Consider the following 20543-nt stretch of genomic DNA (forward strand, 5'->3'; position numbering starts at 1 on the left):
TTCAACCATGGCGGGCTTTGTGATCGCAATATCCGGTGGGATCGGCGCAGGTAAAACTGCTCTTGCCGAGAAATTGGCCGAGGCACTCCACGCTGACCGCGTTAGCTTCGGTCGTGAAGTCCGCCGGTATGCCGAAGAAAATGGCGAGAACCCAAAGGACCGCTCCGTCCTTCAACAGCTCGGTCAAGCGCTGGTGCTGACCCAGTGCAACCAATTCGTCGAGCGGGTCCTTGCCCAACGGCCGCAGCCACGCAGCGAGCATTTGATCGTCGAGGGCGTTCGGCACGTCGAAGTGTTGATGGAGCTGAAGCGACAGCTCGACTCGAAATCCGTCCATTTGGTCCACGTTGTGACCCCTGGCTCCACGCGCGAGCAGCGCGTGATGGAACGGGACGACGTCGAGCGTCGCCTAGTCGCGCGCTATGATAATGACATCACGGAGGCTCAAGTCTCCCGCATCCTTCCGCAGTATGCGAGCCTGACGGTCAACGGTGAGCTGCCGATCGTGCTGCAGGTCGCACAGGTGATGCAGAAAGCTGCAGAGTGGTCTGCCACCGGCAGTGAGCGTCCCGAAGCGGCTTAAATTTACTCGGTGCATTATCTGACGTGAGGGCATTCGGCGTCTTCGAGGGCGGCGGCGTACGCGGCTACGCCCATTTGGGGGCCCTGAAAGCGTGCGAGGACAAGGGGATCCGGTTCGCCGGCGTCTCCGGCACGTCCATTGGCGCAATTGTGGCCGCTCTCGTCGCTGCGGGCTATACCAGCACTGAGCTGTACGAGGCGGACGACCACGGTCGCGAGAGTGGACTCTTCGCGGTCGACGTCATCAAGGAGTTTCTCGATCCGATTGAGTACGGGCGGTTAAAGCGACTTCGCACTTGGCTCGACCGGTGTTCCCAAATGTCGGCTCAGGGCCGGGGTATAGTAAAGGCGATGAAGGGGCGCGCCGCTGGCCGGGCTTGGTCACGGTTCGTCTCCCCCAAACTCCTTTCGTTCGGCCGACGCTACCTCCGGAGTTTGGAGTTCGCGTCGATCGCGGCCCCGCCGGCCTACGCCACGGCGGTGCCGTTGGCCGCTTTTCACTGGAAATTGTTGCGGACTGTCTATGGTCGATCAGGCGTTCTCGACAGCGCACGGTTCACCGCTTGGCTAAACGACCGCCTCGGTGAGCGTCTCGGCCTGCAGCCGGGTACGATTGTTACTTTCTGGCACCTGCCGATCCCGCTCGCCTGCATCGCGACGAACCTGTCGACCGGAAAGATGGTCGTCTTCGACAGAGCGTCCAACCCTCGAATGAGCGTCGCAGAGGCCGCGATGGCGTCGGCTTCCTACCCGCTGGTATTCAAGCCGCGCCGGATTGACGACGACGCTTACGTCGACGGCGGCCTTCTATCAAATTTTCCGGCCTGGACCCTGGACAGCGAAAGAGCCAACCAAGAGTCGATCATCCCGACATTCGGCTTCCGCGTCGATGATGCGCTCATCGACGAAGCGAAGGCTTGGCCCGGGGACGGTGAGCCGGGGCTGGTCGAAGTAGCGAGGCGCATCATTTCCGCCGCGATGTGGGGGCGCGGCGACTTGGAGAGCCGGCGCATCGATGATCTTCATCCCATGCGGGTGAGGACACATGTCAAATCAACGGACTTCCACACGATCATGAAGGAGCGCCTCGGTCTTTATCGGGAGGGCCGCGCCTGCGTGCAGGCGTACTTTGCGAGCCAACTTGGGCCGCGCGATCCCGGCGAGATGCAGGGGCGGCTACGCAAGGTTTGCGACATTGTCCGTGACGTAGCCAGCGCGTCCGGAATCGTCCGCGCCTACCTCATCCAACCGACGGACGCCCAGTTCGCCAGGGTGGTCTACTCTGCCTTCTATGAGGGGGAGGCGGACGACGTGCTGACGTTCCGCCGCGGCAGTGCCACCCAAGTCATTTGTCTGGATCGACGCGAGCCTGTGCTCCTGCGAGTGGCCGACCTCGACGAGGCCGCGCGGCAAGCGCCGGCGACTAAGCTCATCCACGCGCTACGCCCGACCCGCGTGACCCACGTGTATTGTGTCCCAATGTTCGCCGATCCTGTCGAATGGTCGAAGGGCTGCCCGTCGACGCGCACCGAGCCTGTAGCGGCCCTCTGCATCGACTTCGATGAGGCCGACGACCGCCTCCTCCTTGAGGCATACGTCGAAGACACACTCGCCGCTATTGGCGATGCACTCGTCGACCTCTGGATGGACCGTGCTGGATACGGTCTTGCCGACCTCTCGGCCGGGGGGGATCAACCGCCTTCCAGCGACTGGATGCCACTGCCGCAGGCGGGGTATTACGTCTCGGCTAGAAAAACAAAGACTTGTCCATCGCCAGATCGGCAGCTCCAGATCGATCGCGCGACACGGTAGACGAGATATTGCATCGGATTTCGCAATTAATTTAGCGGCACTGTAAGGACCGCGGCGGGTAGGCTTGCGACGTCATTCGAGTGCGGACCAGTTCTCCGAATCTTGTCCGTGACGCCTCGGCCGGGCGGTGGCGTGTTTGGAGACATCGCAGCAATCCACGGCGCGACCGCGCGCCAAGTGGCGCTCCGCTTCCTAGTGAGGCGGCCGTCCTCCTTCACGATCCCAAGGCGTCCAGCCCCAAGCATGCCGCCGACAACGCGGGTGCCGGCGCGCTGCGGCTGACGGAAGCCGAACTTGCCCGGATCGACGCGGCCGTTCCGCTAGGCCCCCGGCCGCGCCGGCTTCCCATGCTGTAGGGCCTTGATGCCCCGTTGGCTGGAGCAAGCGTTGGGTGCCCTCGTCATGGGTCTCGTCCTCGCCGACATCTCCCTGACGGTCCTCTACGCGCGCATCGGGACTGGCCTGATCGCCGGTCGGGTCGCCCTCCTGCGGTGAGGATCGGCTCGGCCTATCCGAGCAACTCTCGAAGGCGCGGTGTAGGGCGAGCCGCCTCAAAACTGCGGACGTACGGACTTACAGCTGGTGTTACGCCGACGAAGAATAGTCGAGCTTGCGGGCCAACAGACACCGCTTTTGGGGCCGATTCCACGATCTTACTGAGGTGCCGCGAGGCGATTAGACGCTGACGTATCGGCCGCGAGCCGGACCCTAAATCGCGACAGAAATGGCAGGGTACGGCTTATGCCTAACGAGGCGCTGGGCCGACCTTGTCCCGCGTCACGGATAGAGGGGGATAGCGAAAGCACATGGTCAACATCCTGTTCCGGGTGGCGTGAGCCAGCGCAGCGCCGTCTTGGCTGCCGCCACGGAGAAAGGACGGCCCTGGCCCAAGCCAGCGCGCAAGATCTCGTGCCGGATGTTGGTTCGCAGAACGGTGCGACCGATCTCAATGTCAGTACCGAAAGATTCCACCAATACGACAGGCTCGATCGCGAGGGTCGCAGCGATTTCTTTATCAGTGGCCCCATACGCGGCCAGCGCCGTTGCGTATCGCCTCTGCTGGCCTGCTGCTGAGTGAGGCAGGCGCCAAAGGACGTCGGCCAAGGCAAGGATCGGTTCGGGAGCGATTACAGGCCCTTGTTTCCGCCCCGCACCTGGGCGGCTTCCGCCGTGCTGACCGGTCATTTCTTACCTCCAACTTGAATTGCGAAATCGGTGCCGCGCGAAAAATATCTGCGCATGGGACCATTTGCGGTCCAAACCACCTATCGGCTAGACTTTCGATCCCCCCCTGCCAATGGCTGTGGATCAGACCGCCTCAAGCGGCAGGCCGGTGCGCTCGGTCAGCGCCAGCCCTGCCGCGTCCACGTAGTGGTAGCAGCCGAGTGCCTCGCCCTCGATGCCGTAGGGGGTAGACCGATCCGGCCCGGGATCTCACGATCGAGCCGATGAATGTTCCGCGAGGATAGAGGTCGAGCGACACATCCGGACTCCACGCCTACGCATCACAGCGGCCATGCTACCACGATAAGCAATGGAATTGGACTCACGTTCCGGGGCTGGACTCCGGCGCAATTGGCCGGCGAATTCCGAATTCTAATACGCCTCGCAGCTAATTCGGATGGTGCTTATTCGGGACCGCTAATTCCAAACGATACATTTGGCGCACGGGTTCGGACTTCGAATTACGGAGCGTCAGCGACGGCCTCGAATTGCTTGACCGGTGGGTAGGGTAGCGGCGACGCGACGAAGCCCGCCAGCGGCCAATTCTGGCCACGGACGGGGCATCGTAGCGGCAGGGTTGGGCAGCTACCGGCCGCGCGAGGCGTCAGCATAGCTTTTCTGAGCCGCGATCAGCTTCACATCGGGGAATTCGCTTGCCTCGATGCAGTCTCGGCAGAACGGATAATAGGGCTCCGATTTGTACCGGGCGACCAATTGCGTTTCGGCCATGCAATCGATGCAGAGGAATTCCCCGGACCCTGAGCGGGGTAATTCCCGGCCCTGCGATTCGAACCGCAATGCCTCGCTCTCGCATTCGGTGCATCGAGGTCCGGCCATCACGCCAGCCTCAGCCACCGTTCCGCAGTCAGGGCACACCACCTCAGCCTGAGGGGTCAGAGCGGCAGGACGTAGCTCTACATCCTGCCTCCTTCCGGTAGCCTCTTCCCCGTATCCTGAAGGTGTCAGTGAAGGTGTTATCCCCTCATTTTCGCAGGGCAATTCACCAGCATTTTGAGGGGACCTCCTTACCCGCTTACCCCTCATTTCGTTGGTGGTTTGATGCTGCTGTTCGAGGGTCTCTTTTCCGGACCGGAGCGCCTCTTTCCGATAGGCGTGGGCTTCCTTTCGAGCCTCCGCCTTGATCCGAATTAGGCTCATGACGCCTCCAATTAGATCGGCCCGCGGCGTGTAGATGGTCGAGCGAGTGCCGCGGCCTGGGGTGTAATCCCACCAGCCGATTTCGCGGATCGCCTTGCGATTGCGCCGAATGGACTCGTCGTCTCCGAAGCCGGGCACCTCATCCATGATTTGCTGATCGTGCACGATCCCGACTCGGTTGCGATAATTCGTGCGCTGCAGGACGTAGGCGAAAAGCCGGAACCGCTTCGCGTTCATGCGGGGATCGTGAAGGACGGCTTCTAGGATTTCGAGCTTCTGACGGGTCCATTCGGCCCGGGCTCGCTGATCCGCTATTTCCTCCGCGCCGATCTCCCGCTTCGGCCTTCGGGGCTTCCTAGGCTGCTTCTCGCCCGTTGCGTCCGCCATCTTGGGACACCTCGCCGGCCGGCCCATGCCCGGCGCAATCGACTTCAGGGACACCGGCAAGGGCGGCGTCTTCGGGCACAGCGGCCCGGATGGCTTCGGTGAGGATCGCCCGGAGGCGCATTGCTTACGGTACCGTCAGGTCCAGGTTGCTGACGCCGTGAGCTGCGCCGCGTGCCTTCCGCCAAAGGGACAGGTGCACCATGCCGCGCCCGTCACGGTGGGTTGCGGTCACCACCGCCTGTCCCTTGTTCGTGGTGGACACGGCCTCTTTGCGGGCGATGTCCAGTTTCGAGGTTGGGCGCATCGCGGCGCCTCAAATTAAATTCCGGATCGATCCCATGGCACGAAATTGGATTTGGTGCGCCCGGACCGTGGGTCGAGCGCGATGTCGTCGGAAAATCCGATGTTCAGCCGCTGGGCGAGACGACGCGCAGCGCGATTCGCGTGAATTTGGCACGGGGCTGCCGCAGCAACTTGATGGCGGCTCGATAGATAGCCACCGCTTCCTCCAAGTGCCGTAGCTCCTCTTCGCCATAAGCGACGGCCGCCGCCGTTACACGGGCGGTATATTCCGGCTCGCCCTCCCCATCGAGGCGACGGATTTCATCGGCCATCGTTTCGGCGGGGCTTCGGCCGTCTAGGGGCACCACTTGAGCTAGATCTAACTCGCATGAACTCTCGGCCATGAACCAGAGGTGCAGGTAATCCGCCTCGAATGGGTCGGTGATGATCCTCGACTCAGCCATGGCGTCCCCTCAATGCACCGTGGCCGACAATTCGAGCGGCCCCGCCGGCATGCTCCGGAAGCTGCCGATCCGGACCTGAAACGCCCATTCCATTGGGTTCTCAGGCTTCGAGCCGCCGGCGCCCAAAACGGTCGCGCTCACGCTTCGCTCCCCTGCTGCTCCTGCTTCGTGATCCAGGCCAGGATCGTCGTGCGGCGGGCGCACAGCGTGGCGCCAATGCGAAAAGTTGGCAGGCCGAGCTCGCTGGCCGCGTGATATACGCGCCGCTTATTGGTCTCGCTCGCGTCGCCGAACATGAAGCGGGCGATTGCCTCAGCGCCCGTCATAAGATCCTTGGCAAGAGGCAAGCCAACGTCGTTCGCCTCCGAAGGGCGCGATGAAGATGCATTCATTTGTTTCTCCTGCTAGGCTAAATTGGAGGCTACAGCTCGAAATACTGTATGATCTATGATGCGCAGCTCTCGTTGACCCTGATGTTGCGACCACAAGCCGCTATTGCCCCAGTAGTGAGCAAAAGCAAGCTCTTCGAATCTATCTGAACCGCTGAATGGATCGCCTGGATTGCGAGGCCCGTTCCAACAAATCTTAATGTAGGCGGATGCTATCGGACGCCCAAAACCGACTTCGATTGTTGTATTTGTCTCTTCCAACATCTTGTCGAAGTCGCTTCTCTGACCATCGACTGGCATTAAAGCACGCAAAATGAAACTCAACGCCTCGCCGAGATTATGACCTTCAGTAGTTACGAATGCAGAGACCGCATCGCTTCGCTGATTTTTGGGCATCGGGGCTATAGACAATTTGAGATATTCCTCAGCTGTCTGCGCGGCATTTTTCGCCAGATCGGTAGCGTTCACTGCAATTAACAGATGAACAGCGTCTTGGACGGTCATCTGTGCTGCCGCTTTACCCCGGCCATGTTTGGATATGAGTCCAGCATCTCGCAGATACTGACCGATCCCGGTCACCGCCACCTCGCTGATAGCCTCGGCTTCGGCGATGGTATGGATCAGGTCTCGGAACAGAACCATTGCACGACTCACAATTAGAATGATCCTGATAGGACGTCAACGGACTATCTGGATAATCCCGAAAGAGGCGTGATAGCATGGCGCTGAGCCGAACCCAATCGGACTAGGAGGTCGTGCAGTGGCATCGATTCGGAAAAGGATGCTCCCCAGCGGCAAGGTGAAATGGCTTGCCGCCTACAGCGACAACGTGGGGCAGCGACGGTTCAAGCAATTCGACACGCGGAAAGAAGCCGACGTCTTCATGGTCCGTGTCCGAAGCGAGGTGGCGGCCGGCAGCCATGTTCCGGACCGGGCGGCCAGCACCGTCGATCAAGCCTATGCTCTACTGATCGCTGCCCTTGAGGCGGATCAAGCCGCCCGCGCGACGCTGCACAACTACAGGGTCTACTATCTGGGTCATGTGAAGCCTTACCTTGGCACCCGGCTGCTCCCGAAATTGCATCCAGCGGACGTCGGTGACTGGCTCGAGCGGCTCAAGGCTGACGGGCGGACCGACGACACACGCCGCCGTGCGCGCATCGTGCTCGGGGCCATCTTTGATGAAGCGATCCGTCGACGCCTCGCCCATGCTAATCCGGTCCGATCGCTTCGGAGCCGGCGCAAGACTCGGCGCGCAGAGATTCGCGAGGTCGAAGAGACGATCCGAATTCCTGAGCGTGAGGTCGTCAGGGCGATGCTTGCCGCGGCGGCCGATACCGATGCGTTGTTCCTGATCGCTCGCGAGCGAGGCGGGGAGGTAGCTAGCATCATCGAAGTGCAGCGGGTCTCAGCCGACCATCCTATTAGGGCGGTGCGCGCCTTCCGCACACGGCACCCTGGGGCAGAGGTCGAAACCTTCCGGCCCACGTCTTGGCTGCGGCCGCTCCTTGCCACGATGGCTCTCGCCGGCTTGAGGATCGGTGAGGCTCGCGGACTGTCCTGGGCCAGCGTTGAGCCCGAGCACCTGAAGGTGCGAGAGGGCGTCGACCGCTACAATGTTCGAGACACCGTGAAAACGGCGGCAGCGCTGCGCAGCGTGCCAATCGGCCCTCAACTCGCGACGATTCTGGCGAACTGGCAAGCCGGAACGACAGGAGACGGAGATCTGGTTTTCCCGTCAGAAAAGGGAACACCGATCGGCTACCCGAACATCGTGAATAGGCAGCTTGGGCCGCTGCAAATCGCTCTCGGCATCGTGGCGGCCGATGGCTCGCCACGATGGACAGCGCATAGCTTCCGTCACTTCGCCGTGTCGCTCTGGATCGATGAGGGAGCGAAGATCGGCCAAGTCTCGGAATGGGCCGGGCACGAATCGCCCGAGTTCACGCAGAGAGTCTACGGGCACCTGTTCCGGGCCGGCCGGACGGATCGCCGAGCTGTTACTGCAGGCGAGCTTTCTGTGCTCGGCGCGATTGAACCAGCAACATCGACGCAACACGGCAACGACAACGCATTGAAAAACAGCGCATCAGCAACAGCTTAATCGGCCGCGACAGCCGCCTTCTAAGCGGCAGGTCGTTGGTTCGAGCCCAACCGGGGTCGCCACGCCATATCCCTTCGAGAGAAGGGATATGGCGTGACGGGCAGTCGCTCGAAGAGGCCTTCGAGACACGTGTTTACAGGTGGGGTCAGCTGGCACCCGGCCGATGCGATTCCACGACGAGAGCTGGATCGCAGGCGTGCCGACACGACGCCGACTCAGGCGAGGCGCCTACCTTCGTACGCGTAGAAGCGGTGTGTCTGGTCTTCGATGAACGTCACGACGTTGTGCGTGGCGTCCCTGCAGCGGCCAGAGCCGAGGGGGTCGGGGCGCCGACAGGCGTGATGTGCTCGTGCGAGCCATCTCGGTCGGCTTGTTGACGCAATCAACCTGATCGTCGGCCATGGCCAGGGCAATCGCTTGAAGGGTCCGAGTCAAGCGGCCGATGCCACGGGTCGGCAGCTTGCGCTCGTTTGTACGGCACGGCGCACCATCCAGCGCTTCGAGGGCATGTTCTGGCCGCACGAGCGATTCGGGCTCGCTGGCGCCTGGACCGTGCGCGAACAGAACCCGCCGCTCGCACACGGCTTCGAACTTCACGTCGCGAACAAGCCGGAACATAGGACCGTCGAGGCCCGTCCGTGTCTCAACCGAGAGTTGGCGGCACACCACTCAGAAGTGGCTGAACGCCCCGGCCGCGAACACGCGCACGGCGCCGTCGCCCGTTTCGAAGCCGGGCGGCCCGTCGCTCGCGGTGACCGTGCCGATGGCGGTGAGCGGAATCCCGGCCGCCGCCGCCGCCGCCCGCAGGGCCTCGAGCTCCTCCGGCGCGACCGTGCAGAGGATCTCGTAATCGTCCCCCCCGGTCAGGATCGCGTCGATCAAGTCGGGCTGCGCTTCGAGCGTCCGGGCGGCGGCCCCCGAGAGCGGCACGGAACTCGTCTCGATGCGGGCACTGCGGCCCGCGCCCAGCATCTTGGCGAGATCGCCCGCGAGCCCGTCCGAGACGTCCATCGCCGCAGAGGCGTGGCGGCGGAGCGCGAGAGCCAGGGCGAGGCGCGGACGCGGATGCAGGTAGCGGTCGGCCAGCACTGCTCGCAGCGCCGGATCGAGGGCGGCCGCCCAGGCCGCGTCCGGCTCCAGGCGCAGCCGCAGGCCCAGCGCCGCGTCGCCGATCGTGCCGCTGACGCAGATGCGGTCGCCGACCCGCGCGGTGGTGCGCCGTACGATCGTGCCGCCCGGCACCTCGCCGAACAGGCTGACCCCGATCAGCGCGGGCCCGCCGGAGCGCACGGTGTCGCCGCCGAGCAGCGGGCAGCGGGCCTGCGCGGCGGCCCGTCCGAGCTCCGCCGCGAAGGCCGCGAGCCAGTCCTCCGTCCAGTCGTCCGGCAGCGCCAGGGTCAGCAGGAAGCCGCGCGGGACCGCCCCCTTGGCGGCGATGTCGGACAGGTTCACGCCGAGCGCCTTGCGGGCGACCGAGCCGGGCGCGTCGTCGGGGAAATAGTGGATCCCGGCCACGACCGCGTCGGCGGTGACGACGAGGTCGTGCCCAGGCGTGGGGGTCAGGGTCGCGGCGTCATCGCGCAGGCCGTCCGCCCCCGGCCCCGCCAGCGGCGCGAAGTAGCGGGCGATCAGCCCCTCCTCGGAGGCGCGTCCCGGCCCGGCCACGGCTCAGGCCTTCCGGGCGGGCGGCTTCCCGGAGCCCTGCTTTCCGGAGGCCGATTTTCCGGCGCCTGTCTTGCCGGAGGCCTTGGGCGCGCTGACCTCGCCCGGCCGGACATCCCGGGCGACCCGGTCGAGCACCGCGTTGACGAGGCCCGGCTCGTCGGCGGTGTAGAAGCTATGGGCCACGTCGACATATTCGGAGATCGCCGCGGGGGCCGGCACGTCGGGCCGGAACATCAGCTCGTAGGCACCCGCCCGCAGGATCGCCCGGAGCACGATCTCGATGCGCCGGAGCGGCCAGCCCTGGGCCAGGGCCTGGTCGAGCGTCTGGTCGATGGCGCGCTGCTCGTCGACCGTGCCCCGCAGCAGGTCGCGGAAGAAGGCGGTCTCGGCCTGGGGATGGGCGATCCCGTCGACCTCCTGGCCGATCCAGAACGCCTCGAACTCGGCCAGCGCGTCGAGAACGCCCTTGCCGGAGATGTCCATCTCGTAGAGCGCCTGCACCACGGAGAGACGGGCGCCGCTGCGCGGACTGATTGTCCTGACGGTGTCCTTGGCGGTGTCGTCCGGATTGGTTTCGGTCGTCCCGGTCATGTCGGTTCCCGTCATCGCGGGCGCGCGGCCTCGGCCGCGCGCTTGAGGGCGAGCACCCCGAGCGCCGCCTCGGCCGCGCCGCCGCCCTTGTTCATCTCGGCGACCCGGGCGCGGGCCAGCGCCTGCGCCTCGGTCTCGACGGTGAGGATGCCGTTGCCCAGCGGCACCCGGCGCTGGACCGAGAGATCCATCAGGGCGCGGGCGCTCTCGCCGGCCACGATGTCGTAGTGGCCGGTCTCGCCCCGGATCACGCAGCCGAGCGCCACCACGGCGTCGTAAGGCTCCGCATCGAGCAGGATCGCCACCGTGGCGGGAATCTCCAGGGCGCCCGGCACGGTGACCACGGTGGCATGCGCGGCGGCCGCCTCGATCGCCGCCAGCGTGCCGGCGAGGAGTTCGTCCGCGATTCCGTCGTAGTAGCGCGCCTCGACGACGAGGATCCTGGCGCCGGCCAGCACCGGGTCCGTGGGCTTCGGCGCCGTGCCGGCGCGGGGATGGGCGACCATGGCTCTCGTCCGGCCGATTTTTCGGGGGTTGGCGGGGTGCCGCGCATCGGGCGCCCGCTGGATGAGGGACGGTTAGACCGAAGCGGCCGGCGCCACAAGCGGCGCGGCGGCTACGGCACCAGCGGCGGCAGCGGCGTCGACGCCCCCTCGGGCAGCGCCGTGCGGGCGACGTTCATGGTCATGGCGAGCAGCGCGTAGTAGCCGTTGATGCCGGTGAGATCGATCGCCCCCTGCTCGCCGAAGCGGTCCACCACCGCCGCGTAGGTCGCCTCGCTCACCGCGCGGTTGTGCTGCAGCTCGGTCGAGAACGCGTAGGCGAGGGCCTCGTCGGCGCTCATGCTCCCGGGGCGGCGCCCCTCGGCCAGCGCCTGCGCTGTCTCCGGCGCGACGCCGGCCTTCAGGGCGATCGGGTGGTGGATGTGCCACTCGACCTGCTGATTCCACAGCCGGGCGACGATCAGGATCGCGAACTCGCTGATGCGCAGCGGCAGGGCGCTGCCGTAGCGCAGGTAGAGCCCCATGCGGCTGGCGCACAGCATCAGCTCGGGGCTGCGCAGAAGCGGCACGAACGGCCCGAACACCGGCACGCCGCGCTCGGCCCGGAACGCCTCCGCGGCGGCGGCCTGCGCCTCCGACAGGCTGCCGGCCGGGATCTCCGGCATGCGGTCCGTAGGCGTCTCCGTGCGCGTCATCGTGCTCGCTCCCATCCTCATGCTTGAACGCGACGCACTCTGGATTTCCGGCCCCCGTGAGCCTAGACCCTTCAGGCTCACCGGCACGACCCGCGCCGACACCCGGCCGCGATCCTAAACACGCCAGCGAGGCTTACGGCTTTGGCCATCCCCGTCAACGAACGCCGGCGCATCATGCTGCTCACGGGCGCGAGCCGGGGCATCGGCCACGCCACCGTCAAGCGCTTCTCGGCGGCCGGCTGGCGGGTGATCACCTGCTCGCGCCACGCGTTCCCCGAGAATTGCCCTTGGGAGATGGGCCCGGAGGACCATCTCCAGGTCGACCTCGCGGACGCGCAGGACACGATGCGGGCCATCGAGGAGGTCCGTGGGCGGCTCGACGCCGAGGGCGGCGTGCTGCACGCCCTCGTGAACAATGCCGGCATCTCGCCCAAGGGGCCCGGCGGCGAGCGCCTGGGTGCGCTCGCCACCGAATTCGACGGGTGGCAGCGCGTCTTCCAGGTCAACGTCTTCGCCACGATCCTGCTGGCCCGGGGCCTGCGCGACGAACTCGCCCGGGCCAAGGGCTCGATCGTCAACGTCACCTCCATCGCGGGATCCCGGGTCCATCCCTTCGCGGGCGCCGCCTACGGCACCTCCAAGGCCGCGCTCGCCGGCCTGACCCGCGAGATGGCGGCCGATTTCGGGCCGCTCGGGGTTCGGGTGAACGCAATCTCGCCGGGCGAGATCGACACCTCGATCCTGTCCCCCGGCACCGAGAAGCTCGTCGAGCAGATCCCGCAGAGGCGGCTCGGCACCCCGGACGAGGTCGCCAAGGCGATCTACTTCCTGTGCACCGAGGCCTCGTCCTACGTGAACGGGGCCGAACTGCACATCAACGGCGGTCAGCACGTTTGACCAGCAGGCCCGACCGTCATGCGTGATCGCGCGGCGCCGCGTCGCCGGAGCTTCGCGATTCTCCTCGGTGTGCTGCTGAGCACAGCCCCCATCGCCGGCGCCCAGGCGGAGCCCGGGATCCGGATCCTCGAGCTGCCCTTCAAGGTGCGCGCCCTGCGCGGGCCCCGGAGCGAGGCCGCGGTCTCCGTGGCGACGTCGGGGCTGCTGCCGATCGCCCGGGCGACAAGCGGGCAACAGGGCGGCCACCCGGTCGGCGAAGAGGAGAGCGCCCCGATCGCCGTGGTCTGGGGTGACGAAGGGGGGGCCGTGCTGGCCCTCGCCGACGGCACGGTCACGGTGCGGCCGATCGGGCACGAGGCTGTGGAGGGGCTGACCGCCGCCGAGACGCCGCGGGGCGCCCTGCCGGGCTCGCGCCGGGCGCTCTCGGGGCCGCTCAGCGCCTACCTCACCGGGCGAACCCGTGCCCCCGACGGCGGTGACGCCGCCGCGATTCTGACGATCCGTGAACGCCAGCCGATGGCCGTCAGCGCCGATCCGAAGCCCGTCCCGGTGGCCACCGCCTCGGTGCCGGCGGGCGGCGACGCGGTGTTCGCGCCGCTGCGTCCCCGCCTGTTGCGCCTCGCCGGCCGCCCGGCCCTCCTGGCCGCGACACTGTCGGGGGCGGATGCGGGCGGGCTCGCGCTGATCGGCCGCCCAGGCGGCGACACGGCTGCGGCCTGGACCGTCACGGCCCGCACGCCGCCGCAGCCCGGGCCGCCCCTGAAGATCGCCGGCATCGCGGATTTCTCCGGTTTCGGCGCCCTCCAGGCTGCCACGGTCAGCGGCCGGGGCCTGCTGCAGCTCTGGACGCTGGCTCCGGACAGGATCGAGCCCGCCGGCGAGGCCGCGGGCTACGCCGCCGGCGAGGATGATTCCGACCTCGCCGTCACGGTCCCGCCGACCGGCATCCCGGAGATCGTTCTGCCGGTAGCGGGCGGGGCCGAGATCGCCCTCGTTCAGGCGAAGGGATCGCTGCACGAGCGCCTGCGCGTCCCGCTCCCGTCGCCGGCCACGACCGGCATCGTGATCCTCGGCGAGGGTGCGGCGGCGCGGCTGGTGGTCGGCCTCGCCGACGGGCGGGTCGCCGTCGTGGCGCCGGACGGGGGCAAGCCATGACGGACGGCACCGCCGATGCCGGCGGCCGCCTGTTCCCGGCGCGGCCGTTCGTGGGCGCCTCGATCGCGGTGATCCGGGGCGACAGAGTCCTGCTGGCCGCCCGCGCCAACGAGCCGATGCGCGGCGTCTGGACGCTGCCGGGCGGTCTCGTGGAGGCCGGCGAGACCCTGGCCGAGGCGGCGTTGCGCGAATTGTCCGAGGAGGTCGGCGTGTCGGCCGAGGTGGTCGGCGTGCTCTCGCCCACCGAGATCATCGTCCGGGACGAGGCGGCCCGCGCCCGCCACCACTACGTCGTCCACCCGCACGCCGCCCTGTGGCGCGGCGGCGAGCCCGCGGCCGGGCCCGAGGCCCTCGGGGTCCGCTGGGTGACGCTCGCGGAGATCGCCGGCCTGCAGACGACGCCGGGCCTGATCGAGACCCTGCGCGAGGCTTTTGCGCGGATTGCCGGCCGGGAGGCGAGCGCGTGAGGCTTCCCGTGACAATCCTGTGCCTGCTCGCCGTCCTCGCCGGGCCGGCCCTGGCGCAGCAGCGCGCCGGCCGTCCGGCGCCCGCCAAGGAGACCGCCAAGGAGGCTGCGAAGGACGCGCCGAAGGAGGCGAGCCCCTCGGCGGACGTGCCCGCCCCGTACGACCGGGATCTGATGCGCATGTCCGAGATCATCGGGGCGCTGGCTTTCCTGCGCGGCCTCTGCGCGGCCCCCGACGCCGCGGAATGGCCGGCCCGCATGAAGGCGCTGATCGAGTCGGAGGGGGTGACCCCGGCCCGCCGGGACCGGCTCGCCGGCGCATACAATCGCGGCTACCGCGGCTACGCGCTGACCTACCGGGTCTGCACCCCGGCCGCCCACGAGGCGGCCGCGCGTTACGTCATCGAGGGCGACCGGCTGTCGCACGCGCTGGCCGGTCGTTTCGGCGGGTGATGCAGGAGCAACACACCCCGCTTGCATCCTGGAAAAGCATCAACTTCGAGCCGCCGCGTTAACCGATCTGAAATTCCCGGCTGGCCGAGCCGCGGGGAGCCGCTTATCATCCGTTCGTCCGCCGGGTCCCGTGCCCGGCGCAACGGAAGTATCGGGTCATGCAGCACATCTCTCACACCGCCCCCATCGAGGTCGATGTCGAGGAGAAGCGCGTCGCGCTGAGTTACGTCTCGGAAGCGTTCGCGGAAGGCTGTCTCGACGGGCTCGATGGCGACTGCATGGCCCAGGCGGCCCTGTTCGCGGCCTTCCAGGAATTGGTGATGACCTACGGCGAGGAGGCCACCGCCCGCTATGCCGAGGGCTTTCCGGAGCGCATCCGCGGCGGCGCCTTCACGACGACGCTCCAGCACTGAGGCACCCGAGAGCAGCCTCCGCGCAATCCGGGCGGTTGAGGCGCGGAGGCGCAGCACCTACCTCCCTGCCTCGCGATCCGTCCTGTCGGGTCGCCCCGTTGCGTGAGGACCCGCCTGCCATGCCCGTCGCCCTGCTGCCGGACCGCGCTCTCGTCACCGTCACCGGGCCGGACGCCGCGGCGCTGCTCCAGGGCGTACTGACCTGCAACGTGGAGACGCTGCAGGCCAACGAGGCGCGGCTCGGCGCCCTGCTGTCGCCGCAGGGCAAGATCCTGTTCGACTTCCTGATCTCGCGGATCCCGGACGGCTTCCGGCTCGACACGGCGGCCGACCGCGCCGCCGACCTCGCCAAACGCCTGATGCTCTACCGGCTGCGCGCGCAGGTCACCATCGCGGTCGACCCGACGGTGCTCGTCGCGGCGGCCTGGGCCGGCGCCTCTCCGGCGGCGGAGACCGCCACGGTCGCCGATGCCCGCCACGCGGATCTCGGCGCCCGGCTCTACGCCGCCGAGGGGGCCTTCTCGGCCGATGCCTCGGAAGCCGCATATCACGCGCATCGCATCGGCCTCGCCGTGCCCGAGGGCGGGCACGACTATGCCTACGGCGACGCGTTCCCGCACGAGGCCCTGATGGACCAACTCGGCGGCATCGATTTCAAGAAGGGCTGCTACGTGGGCCAGGAGGTCGTGTCGCGCATGCAGCACCGGGGCACGGCCCGCACCCGGCTGCTCGCCGCCCGATACCCGGAGGGTGCACCCGCGCCCGGCACCGAGATCGCGGCCGGCGGCAAGGTCCTCGGCACGACGGGCAGCGCGGCGGGTGCGCGCGGCCTCGCCCTGGTGCGGCTCGACCGCCTGGGCGACGCGCTCGCGTCCGGCGAGGCTCCGCGGGCCGGAGATGTTCCGGTGACCTTCGAACGACCGGCCTACGCCAGCTTCGCGATGCCGGAGGCGCTGCTTACCTGACGGGGTCGATTGTCGCGTCCCCGCGATGGTGTTCCGCCCCTGTTCTCGCTAAACCACGCGGATGTCCGAGACCGGCCTGATCGAGCACCCCGATGGCTGCGCCCGCTGCTGGTGGCCCGGCCACGACCCGCTCTACGTCGCCTATCACGATACCGAATGGGGCGTGCCCGAGCGTGACGGACGCGCGCTCTATGAGAAACTGATCCTCGACGGCTTCCAGGCGGGCCTGTCCTGGATCACGATCCTGCGCCGCCGCGAGGGGTTTCGCGACGCCTTCGCGGGGTTCGCCCCGGAGGTGATCGCCCGCTTCACCGAGGCCGACGTGGCGCGATTGATGGGGGATGCCCGCATCATCCGCAACCGCGCCAAGATCCTGGGCACGATCGCGGGGGCGCGGGCTTGGCTGCGGATCGAGGAGAGCGGTCCGGGCTTCGCGCACTTCCTCTGGGATTTCGTCGACGGGCAACCGATCCAGGGCACCGCCCGGACCCGCGCCGAGATCCAGACCGAGACGCCGGTGTCGCGGGCGATCGGCAAAGCGCTCAAGGCGGAGGGCTTCGCCTTTTGCGGGCCGACCATCGTCCACGCCTTCATGCAGGCGGTCGGCATGGTCAACGACCACCTCGTCGGCTGCCACAGACATGGGCCCTGCGCCGGGCTGGGGCACGCGGCGTGACCGAGACGCCGCAAGACCCGGCTCCGCGGGCCTGGCAGCGGATGCTCTCAGGCCGGCGGCTCGACCTCCTCGATCCCGCGCCCCGCGACATCGAGATCGCCGACATCGCCCACGGACTCGCCCGGGTCGCCCGCTGGAACGGCCAGACAAGGGGCCCGCACGTCTTCTCCGTGGCCCAGCACAGCCTGCTGGTCGAGGCGGTGGGGCGCCACATCGACCCCGTCTGCGGCGACCCGGAGGGACTGGAGCTGCTGCTCCATGACGCGCCGGAATACGTCGTCGGCGACATCATCTCCCCGCTCAAGGCCGCGATCGGCGATGCCTATCGGGGCGTCGAGCTGCGCCTGCTCTCCGCCGTGCGCCGCCGGTTCGAGCTGCCCACGCCGGCGCCCGCGCTCGGCCAACTGGTGAAGCGGGCCGACCGGATCGCCGCCCATGTCGAGGCCGTGCGGCTCGCGGGCTTCGCGCCCGAGGAGGCCGAGCGCTATTTCGGCGCGGCCGCGGACCTGCCCGAGACGGTCCTGGCGCTGGTCGAGCCCTGGCCGACCGCGCAGGCCGAGGTGCGGTTCCTCGCGCGCTTCCGGGCCCTGTGCCGGTTCTGAAGCGATGTCATCGGCCGTTGCCCGCAGATCGGCTTTTTCCGATGACCGGCGACCACGTTCCGCGACGATGTGATCGCCCTCGATCCGTCACGATTGCGGCTCACCTCCTCGGGTACCATGACGACCCTCCACGTCTGCCCCCTCTCCCGCCTGCCCGAGACCGTCGCCGCCACGGGGGCGAGCCACGTGCTCACGCTGATCAACGTCGGCACGCCGCTGGAGCGGCCGGCCCTGATCCAGGCCGAGAACCACGCGGTCATCGGGGTCAGCGACATCGCCGAGCCCCGCGATGGGCATGTTTTGCCGGCTGAAGAACATGTCGCCGGCATTTTGGATTTCGCCCGTGCCTGGCCCCGGGACAAGCCGCTCGTGATCCACTGCTATGCCGGGATAAGCCGTTCGACCGCAGCGGCCTATATCGCGGCCTGCGCGCTGGCGCCGGAGCGCGACGAGGGCGCGATCGCAGAGGCCCTGCGGGCCGCCTCGCCGTCCGCGACACCCAACCCCCTGTTCGTGGCCATCGCCGACCGGATGCTCGGCCGTGACGGCCGCATGGTCGCGGCGATCGCGCGGATCGGCCGCGGTGCCGAGGCTTTCGAGGGCACACCGTTCTGCCTCGCCTTCGCTTGAGGGTCCCTCACAAAACCTGCAATTGCCTGCGGCGTGGCCTCGGCGCGCAACCGATCCAGGGGGGCGCAAGGAGCGCGGAGTGTGGCGCAAACGCCGCCGCGACGCTCCAAAACGTTGCGCACCGGGCCGGCGTCGCCCTCGCCTGGGTTGTGGCCGCAGGGGCTGCGGCCTTAGAACCGACCCAAAGGATGTGTGTGGGATGAACGCGAGCAGACCCGAGGCGGCCGCGGCCGCCGGCGACCTGCCCTTCGAGAAGGCCCTGGAGCAACTCGAAGAAATCGTGCGCCGGCTTGAGCGGGGCGATGTTCCGCTGGACGAATCGGTAGCGATCTACGAGCGCGGCGAAGTGCTGAAGAAGCACTGCGAAGCGCTCCTGAAGCGGGCCGAGGCGCGGATCCAGAGGATCACCCTCGGCTCCGACGGGCGGCCCGAGGGCGTGGCGCCGCTCGATATATCCTGAGGCTCGGCGGTCAGACCGATCCTGTCCGATAGAGGTTGATGCCGTGGCGATTTCCCCCGAGCTGAGCGCGATTCTCGACCGTATTCCCGAGCCTTCGGCGTTGCGCCAGCTTCCGGAGTCGGAGCTTCAGGCTGTTGCGGACGCGGTGCGGGCCGAGATGATCGACGCGGTCTCGATCACGGGCGGGCATCTCGGTTCTGGGCTTGGGGTTGTCGAGCTGACGGTGGCGCTGCATCACGTGTTCGACACGCCCGACGACCGGATTGTCTGGGACGTCGGCCACCAGTGCTACCCGCACAAGATTCTCACCGGGCGCCGCGACCGCATCCGGACGCTGCGCCAGGGCGGCGGGCTGTCGGGTTTCACCAAGCGCAGCGAGAGCGTCTACGACCCGTTTGGCGCGGCGCATTCCTCGACCTCGATCTCGGCCGCGCTGGGGATGGCGGTCGCCCGCGACCTCGACACCGCCGCCGCCAAGGCCAAGGGCGTGTCGCCGGGCCGCCCGGCCAAGCGCCGCAACGCCATCGCGGTGATCGGCGACGGCTCGATGTCGGCCGGCATGGCCTACGAGGCGATGAACAACGCCGGCGCCCTGCATTCGCGCCTGATCGTGATCCTCAACGACAACGACATGTCGATCGCCCCGCCGGTGGGCGCGATGTCGGGCTATCTCGCCCGTCTGGCCTCGGGGGGCACCTACCAGTCCCTGCGCGAGACCGCCAAGCAGCTCGGCAAGCTGCTGCCGAAGGCGCTCTACCAGCGCGCGGCGGCGGCGGAGGAGTATGCCCGCTCGCTGGTGGTGGGCGGCGGCACGATGTTTGAGGAGATGGGCTTCCACTATGTCGGGCCGGTCGACGGGCACAACCTCGACCAGCTGCTGCCGGTGCTGAAGAACGTGCGCGACGCCGAGCACGGCCCGATCCTGCTGCATGTCGTCACCCGGAAGGGCAAGGGCTACGCCCCGGCCGAGGCCTCGGCCGACCGCTACCATGGGGTGGTGAAGTTCGACGTGGTCTCGGGCGTGCAGGCCAAGGCCAAGCCGAACGCCCCGGCCTACACGCGGGTGTTCGGCGAGAGCCTGATCAAGGCGGCGGACGCGGACGACAAGGTGGTGGCGATCACCGCGGCGATGCCGGGGGGCACCGGCATCGACCTGTTCGGCAAGGCGCATCCGGACCGGACCTTCGACGTCGGCATCGCCGAGCAGCACGCGGTGACGTTTGCGGGCGGCCTGGCGACGGAAGGCTACCGGCCGTTCGTGGCGATCTACTCGACGTTCCTGCAGCGGGCCTACGACCAGGTGGTGCACGACGTGGCGCTGCAGAACCTGCCCGTGCGGTTCTGCCTGGACCGGGCCGGGCTGGTGGGAGCGGACGGGGCGACGCATGCGGGCGCGTTCGACCTGGCTTACTTGTGCTGCCTGCCGAACATGACCGTGATGGCGGCGTCCGACGAGGCCGAGCTGGTGCACATGGTGGCGACCGCGCATGCCCACGATTCGGGCCCGATCGCGCTGCGCTACCCGCGCGGCGAGGGCGTGGGCGTCGAGCTGCCGGAGCGGGGCGAGGTCCTGGCCATCGGCAAGGGCCGGCTGGTGCGGCAGGACCCGGAGGCGCGTGTGGCGATCCTCAGCCTGGGCACGCGCCTGTCCGAGGCCTTGAAGGCGGCGGATACGCTGTCCGATCAGGGCGTCGCGGTCACGGTCGCGGATGCGCGCTTCGCCAAGCCGCTGGACGAGGCGCTGATCCTGGACCTGGCGAAGACCCACGAGGTCCTGATCACCGTCGAGGAGGGCTCGCGGGGCGGGTTCGGCGCGATGGTGCTGCACCTGCTGTCGGAGCAGGGCGCGCTGGATGCGGGCCGGGTGCGGGTCCGGACGCTGACGCTGCCCGACCTGTATCAGGACCACGACAGCCCGGAGAAGATGTACGCCGAGGCCGGCCTCGACGCCGCCACCATCGCCAGGACCG

Annotated in this window: 23 protein-coding genes and 2 pseudogenes; 16 read left to right on the forward strand and 9 right to left on the reverse strand. The window is 67.8% G+C overall.

Features of this window, described 5'->3' with window-relative positions:
* The first annotated feature begins 7 nt into the window (after positions 1–7).
* The 3 genes and pseudogenes from Q8W67_RS23500 to Q8W67_RS23515 all read left to right on the forward strand — a co-directional run.
* The gene (locus Q8W67_RS23500; protein ID WP_305550278.1) at positions 8–583 is read left to right on the forward strand and encodes an AAA family ATPase; all 576 of its coding nucleotides are present in this window, start codon (positions 8–10) and stop codon (positions 581–583) included.
* A 23-nt stretch (positions 584–606) separates the two neighbouring features.
* On the forward strand, positions 607–2394 hold the full coding sequence (locus Q8W67_RS23505) for a patatin-like phospholipase family protein (protein ID WP_305550280.1): 1788 nt from the start codon (positions 607–609) through the stop codon (positions 2392–2394).
* Positions 2395–2757: 363 nt separating this feature from the next.
* Positions 2758–2883, forward strand: a pseudogene (locus Q8W67_RS23515) (two pore domain potassium channel family protein); the annotation flags it as partial.
* Positions 2884–4203: 1320 nt separating this feature from the next.
* Here Q8W67_RS23515 and Q8W67_RS23520 read toward each other — a convergent pair.
* The 5 genes from Q8W67_RS23520 to Q8W67_RS23540 all read right to left on the reverse strand — a co-directional run bounded on the left by Q8W67_RS23520 (position 4204) and on the right by Q8W67_RS23540 (position 6940).
* On the reverse strand, positions 4204–5163 hold the full coding sequence (locus Q8W67_RS23520) for a hypothetical protein (protein ID WP_305550282.1): 960 nt from the start codon (positions 5161–5163) through the stop codon (positions 4204–4206).
* 407 nt (positions 5164–5570) lie between these two features.
* Complete coding sequence (locus Q8W67_RS23525) at positions 5571–5909, reverse strand: hypothetical protein (protein WP_305550284.1); 339 nt, start codon at positions 5907–5909, stop codon at positions 5571–5573.
* Positions 5910–5918: 9 nt separating this feature from the next.
* The gene (locus Q8W67_RS23530; RefSeq protein WP_305550286.1) at positions 5919–6050 is read right to left on the reverse strand and encodes a hypothetical protein; all 132 of its coding nucleotides are present in this window, start codon (positions 6048–6050) and stop codon (positions 5919–5921) included.
* Entirely contained in the window at positions 6047–6301 is a 255-nt protein-coding gene (locus Q8W67_RS23535) for a DNA-binding protein (protein WP_305550288.1), read from the reverse strand. The genes Q8W67_RS23530 and Q8W67_RS23535 overlap by 4 nt, the downstream gene beginning before the upstream one ends.
* 12 nt (positions 6302–6313) lie before the next feature.
* The gene (locus tag Q8W67_RS23540) at positions 6314–6940 is read right to left on the reverse strand and encodes a hypothetical protein (protein WP_305550290.1); all 627 of its coding nucleotides are present in this window, start codon (positions 6938–6940) and stop codon (positions 6314–6316) included.
* Positions 6941–7079: 139 nt separating this feature from the next.
* On the opposite strand from Q8W67_RS23540, the gene Q8W67_RS23545 reads away from it, so the two are divergent.
* On the forward strand, positions 7080–8402 hold the full coding sequence (locus tag Q8W67_RS23545) for a site-specific integrase (protein WP_305550292.1): 1323 nt from the start codon (positions 7080–7082) through the stop codon (positions 8400–8402).
* A 427-nt stretch (positions 8403–8829) separates the two neighbouring features.
* A pseudogene (locus tag Q8W67_RS23550) lies at positions 8830–9011 on the forward strand (IS6 family transposase); the annotation flags it as partial.
* Between the two features lie 60 nt (positions 9012–9071).
* Here the strand turns inward: Q8W67_RS23550 and thiL are convergent.
* From thiL to Q8W67_RS23570, 4 genes are all read right to left on the reverse strand, one after another.
* Complete coding sequence (thiL, locus tag Q8W67_RS23555) at positions 9072–10067, reverse strand: thiamine-phosphate kinase (RefSeq protein ID WP_305550293.1); 996 nt, start codon at positions 10065–10067, stop codon at positions 9072–9074.
* A 3-nt stretch (positions 10068–10070) separates the two neighbouring features.
* Positions 10071–10658: a transcription antitermination factor NusB gene (nusB, locus tag Q8W67_RS23560; protein ID WP_305550294.1), complete on the reverse strand. Its 588-nt coding sequence runs from the start codon at positions 10656–10658 to the stop codon at positions 10071–10073.
* 11 nt (positions 10659–10669) lie between these two features.
* Positions 10670–11164 (reverse strand): 6,7-dimethyl-8-ribityllumazine synthase, encoded by a 495-nt coding sequence (gene ribH / locus Q8W67_RS23565; protein ID WP_305550295.1) that lies wholly within the window; start codon positions 11162–11164, stop codon positions 10670–10672.
* Positions 11165–11274: 110 nt separating this feature from the next.
* A complete protein-coding gene (locus Q8W67_RS23570) occupies positions 11275–11856 on the reverse strand; it encodes a carboxymuconolactone decarboxylase family protein (RefSeq protein ID WP_305550296.1) in 582 nt (193 codons plus the stop codon).
* Positions 11857–12030: 174 nt separating this feature from the next.
* On the opposite strand from Q8W67_RS23570, the gene Q8W67_RS23575 reads away from it, so the two are divergent.
* From Q8W67_RS23575 to dxs, 11 genes are all read left to right on the forward strand, one after another.
* On the forward strand, positions 12031–12753 hold the full coding sequence (locus tag Q8W67_RS23575) for an SDR family NAD(P)-dependent oxidoreductase (RefSeq protein WP_305550306.1): 723 nt from the start codon (positions 12031–12033) through the stop codon (positions 12751–12753).
* 18 nt (positions 12754–12771) lie between these two features.
* Positions 12772–13908: a hypothetical protein gene (locus Q8W67_RS23580; RefSeq protein WP_370693939.1), complete on the forward strand. Its 1137-nt coding sequence runs from the start codon at positions 12772–12774 to the stop codon at positions 13906–13908.
* Positions 13905–14375 (forward strand): NUDIX hydrolase, encoded by a 471-nt coding sequence (locus Q8W67_RS23585; RefSeq protein WP_305550298.1) that lies wholly within the window; start codon positions 13905–13907, stop codon positions 14373–14375. Before Q8W67_RS23580 ends, Q8W67_RS23585 begins: the two co-directional genes overlap by 4 nt.
* A complete protein-coding gene (locus tag Q8W67_RS23590; protein ID WP_305550299.1) occupies positions 14372–14827 on the forward strand; it encodes a TIGR02301 family protein in 456 nt (151 codons plus the stop codon). Before Q8W67_RS23585 ends, Q8W67_RS23590 begins: the two co-directional genes overlap by 4 nt.
* 158 nt (positions 14828–14985) lie before the next feature.
* Entirely contained in the window at positions 14986–15240 is a 255-nt protein-coding gene (locus Q8W67_RS23595; RefSeq protein WP_243909561.1) for a hypothetical protein, read from the forward strand.
* A gap of 119 nt (positions 15241–15359) precedes the next feature.
* Positions 15360–16205, forward strand: a complete 846-nt coding sequence (locus tag Q8W67_RS23600; RefSeq protein WP_305550300.1) for a folate-binding protein YgfZ — start codon at positions 15360–15362, stop codon at positions 16203–16205.
* A 61-nt stretch (positions 16206–16266) separates the two neighbouring features.
* Positions 16267–16881 (forward strand): DNA-3-methyladenine glycosylase I, encoded by a 615-nt coding sequence (locus tag Q8W67_RS23605; RefSeq protein ID WP_305550301.1) that lies wholly within the window; start codon positions 16267–16269, stop codon positions 16879–16881.
* A gap of 41 nt (positions 16882–16922) precedes the next feature.
* Positions 16923–17483, forward strand: a complete 561-nt coding sequence (locus tag Q8W67_RS23610) for a hydrolase (RefSeq protein WP_305550307.1) — start codon at positions 16923–16925, stop codon at positions 17481–17483.
* Positions 17484–17600: 117 nt separating this feature from the next.
* On the forward strand, positions 17601–18113 hold the full coding sequence (locus Q8W67_RS23615; protein ID WP_305550302.1) for a tyrosine phosphatase family protein: 513 nt from the start codon (positions 17601–17603) through the stop codon (positions 18111–18113).
* Between the two features lie 199 nt (positions 18114–18312).
* On the forward strand, positions 18313–18573 hold the full coding sequence (locus tag Q8W67_RS23620) for an exodeoxyribonuclease VII small subunit (protein WP_305550303.1): 261 nt from the start codon (positions 18313–18315) through the stop codon (positions 18571–18573).
* Between the two features lie 43 nt (positions 18574–18616).
* Positions 18617–20543: 1-deoxy-D-xylulose-5-phosphate synthase (gene dxs / locus Q8W67_RS23625; RefSeq protein ID WP_305550304.1), on the forward strand; the 1927-nt coding region annotated here is incomplete at its 3' end.

The sequence above is a fragment of the Methylobacterium sp. NEAU K genome (assembly GCF_030700285.1).
In the GTDB taxonomy this organism is placed as follows: domain Bacteria; phylum Pseudomonadota; class Alphaproteobacteria; order Rhizobiales; family Beijerinckiaceae; genus Methylobacterium.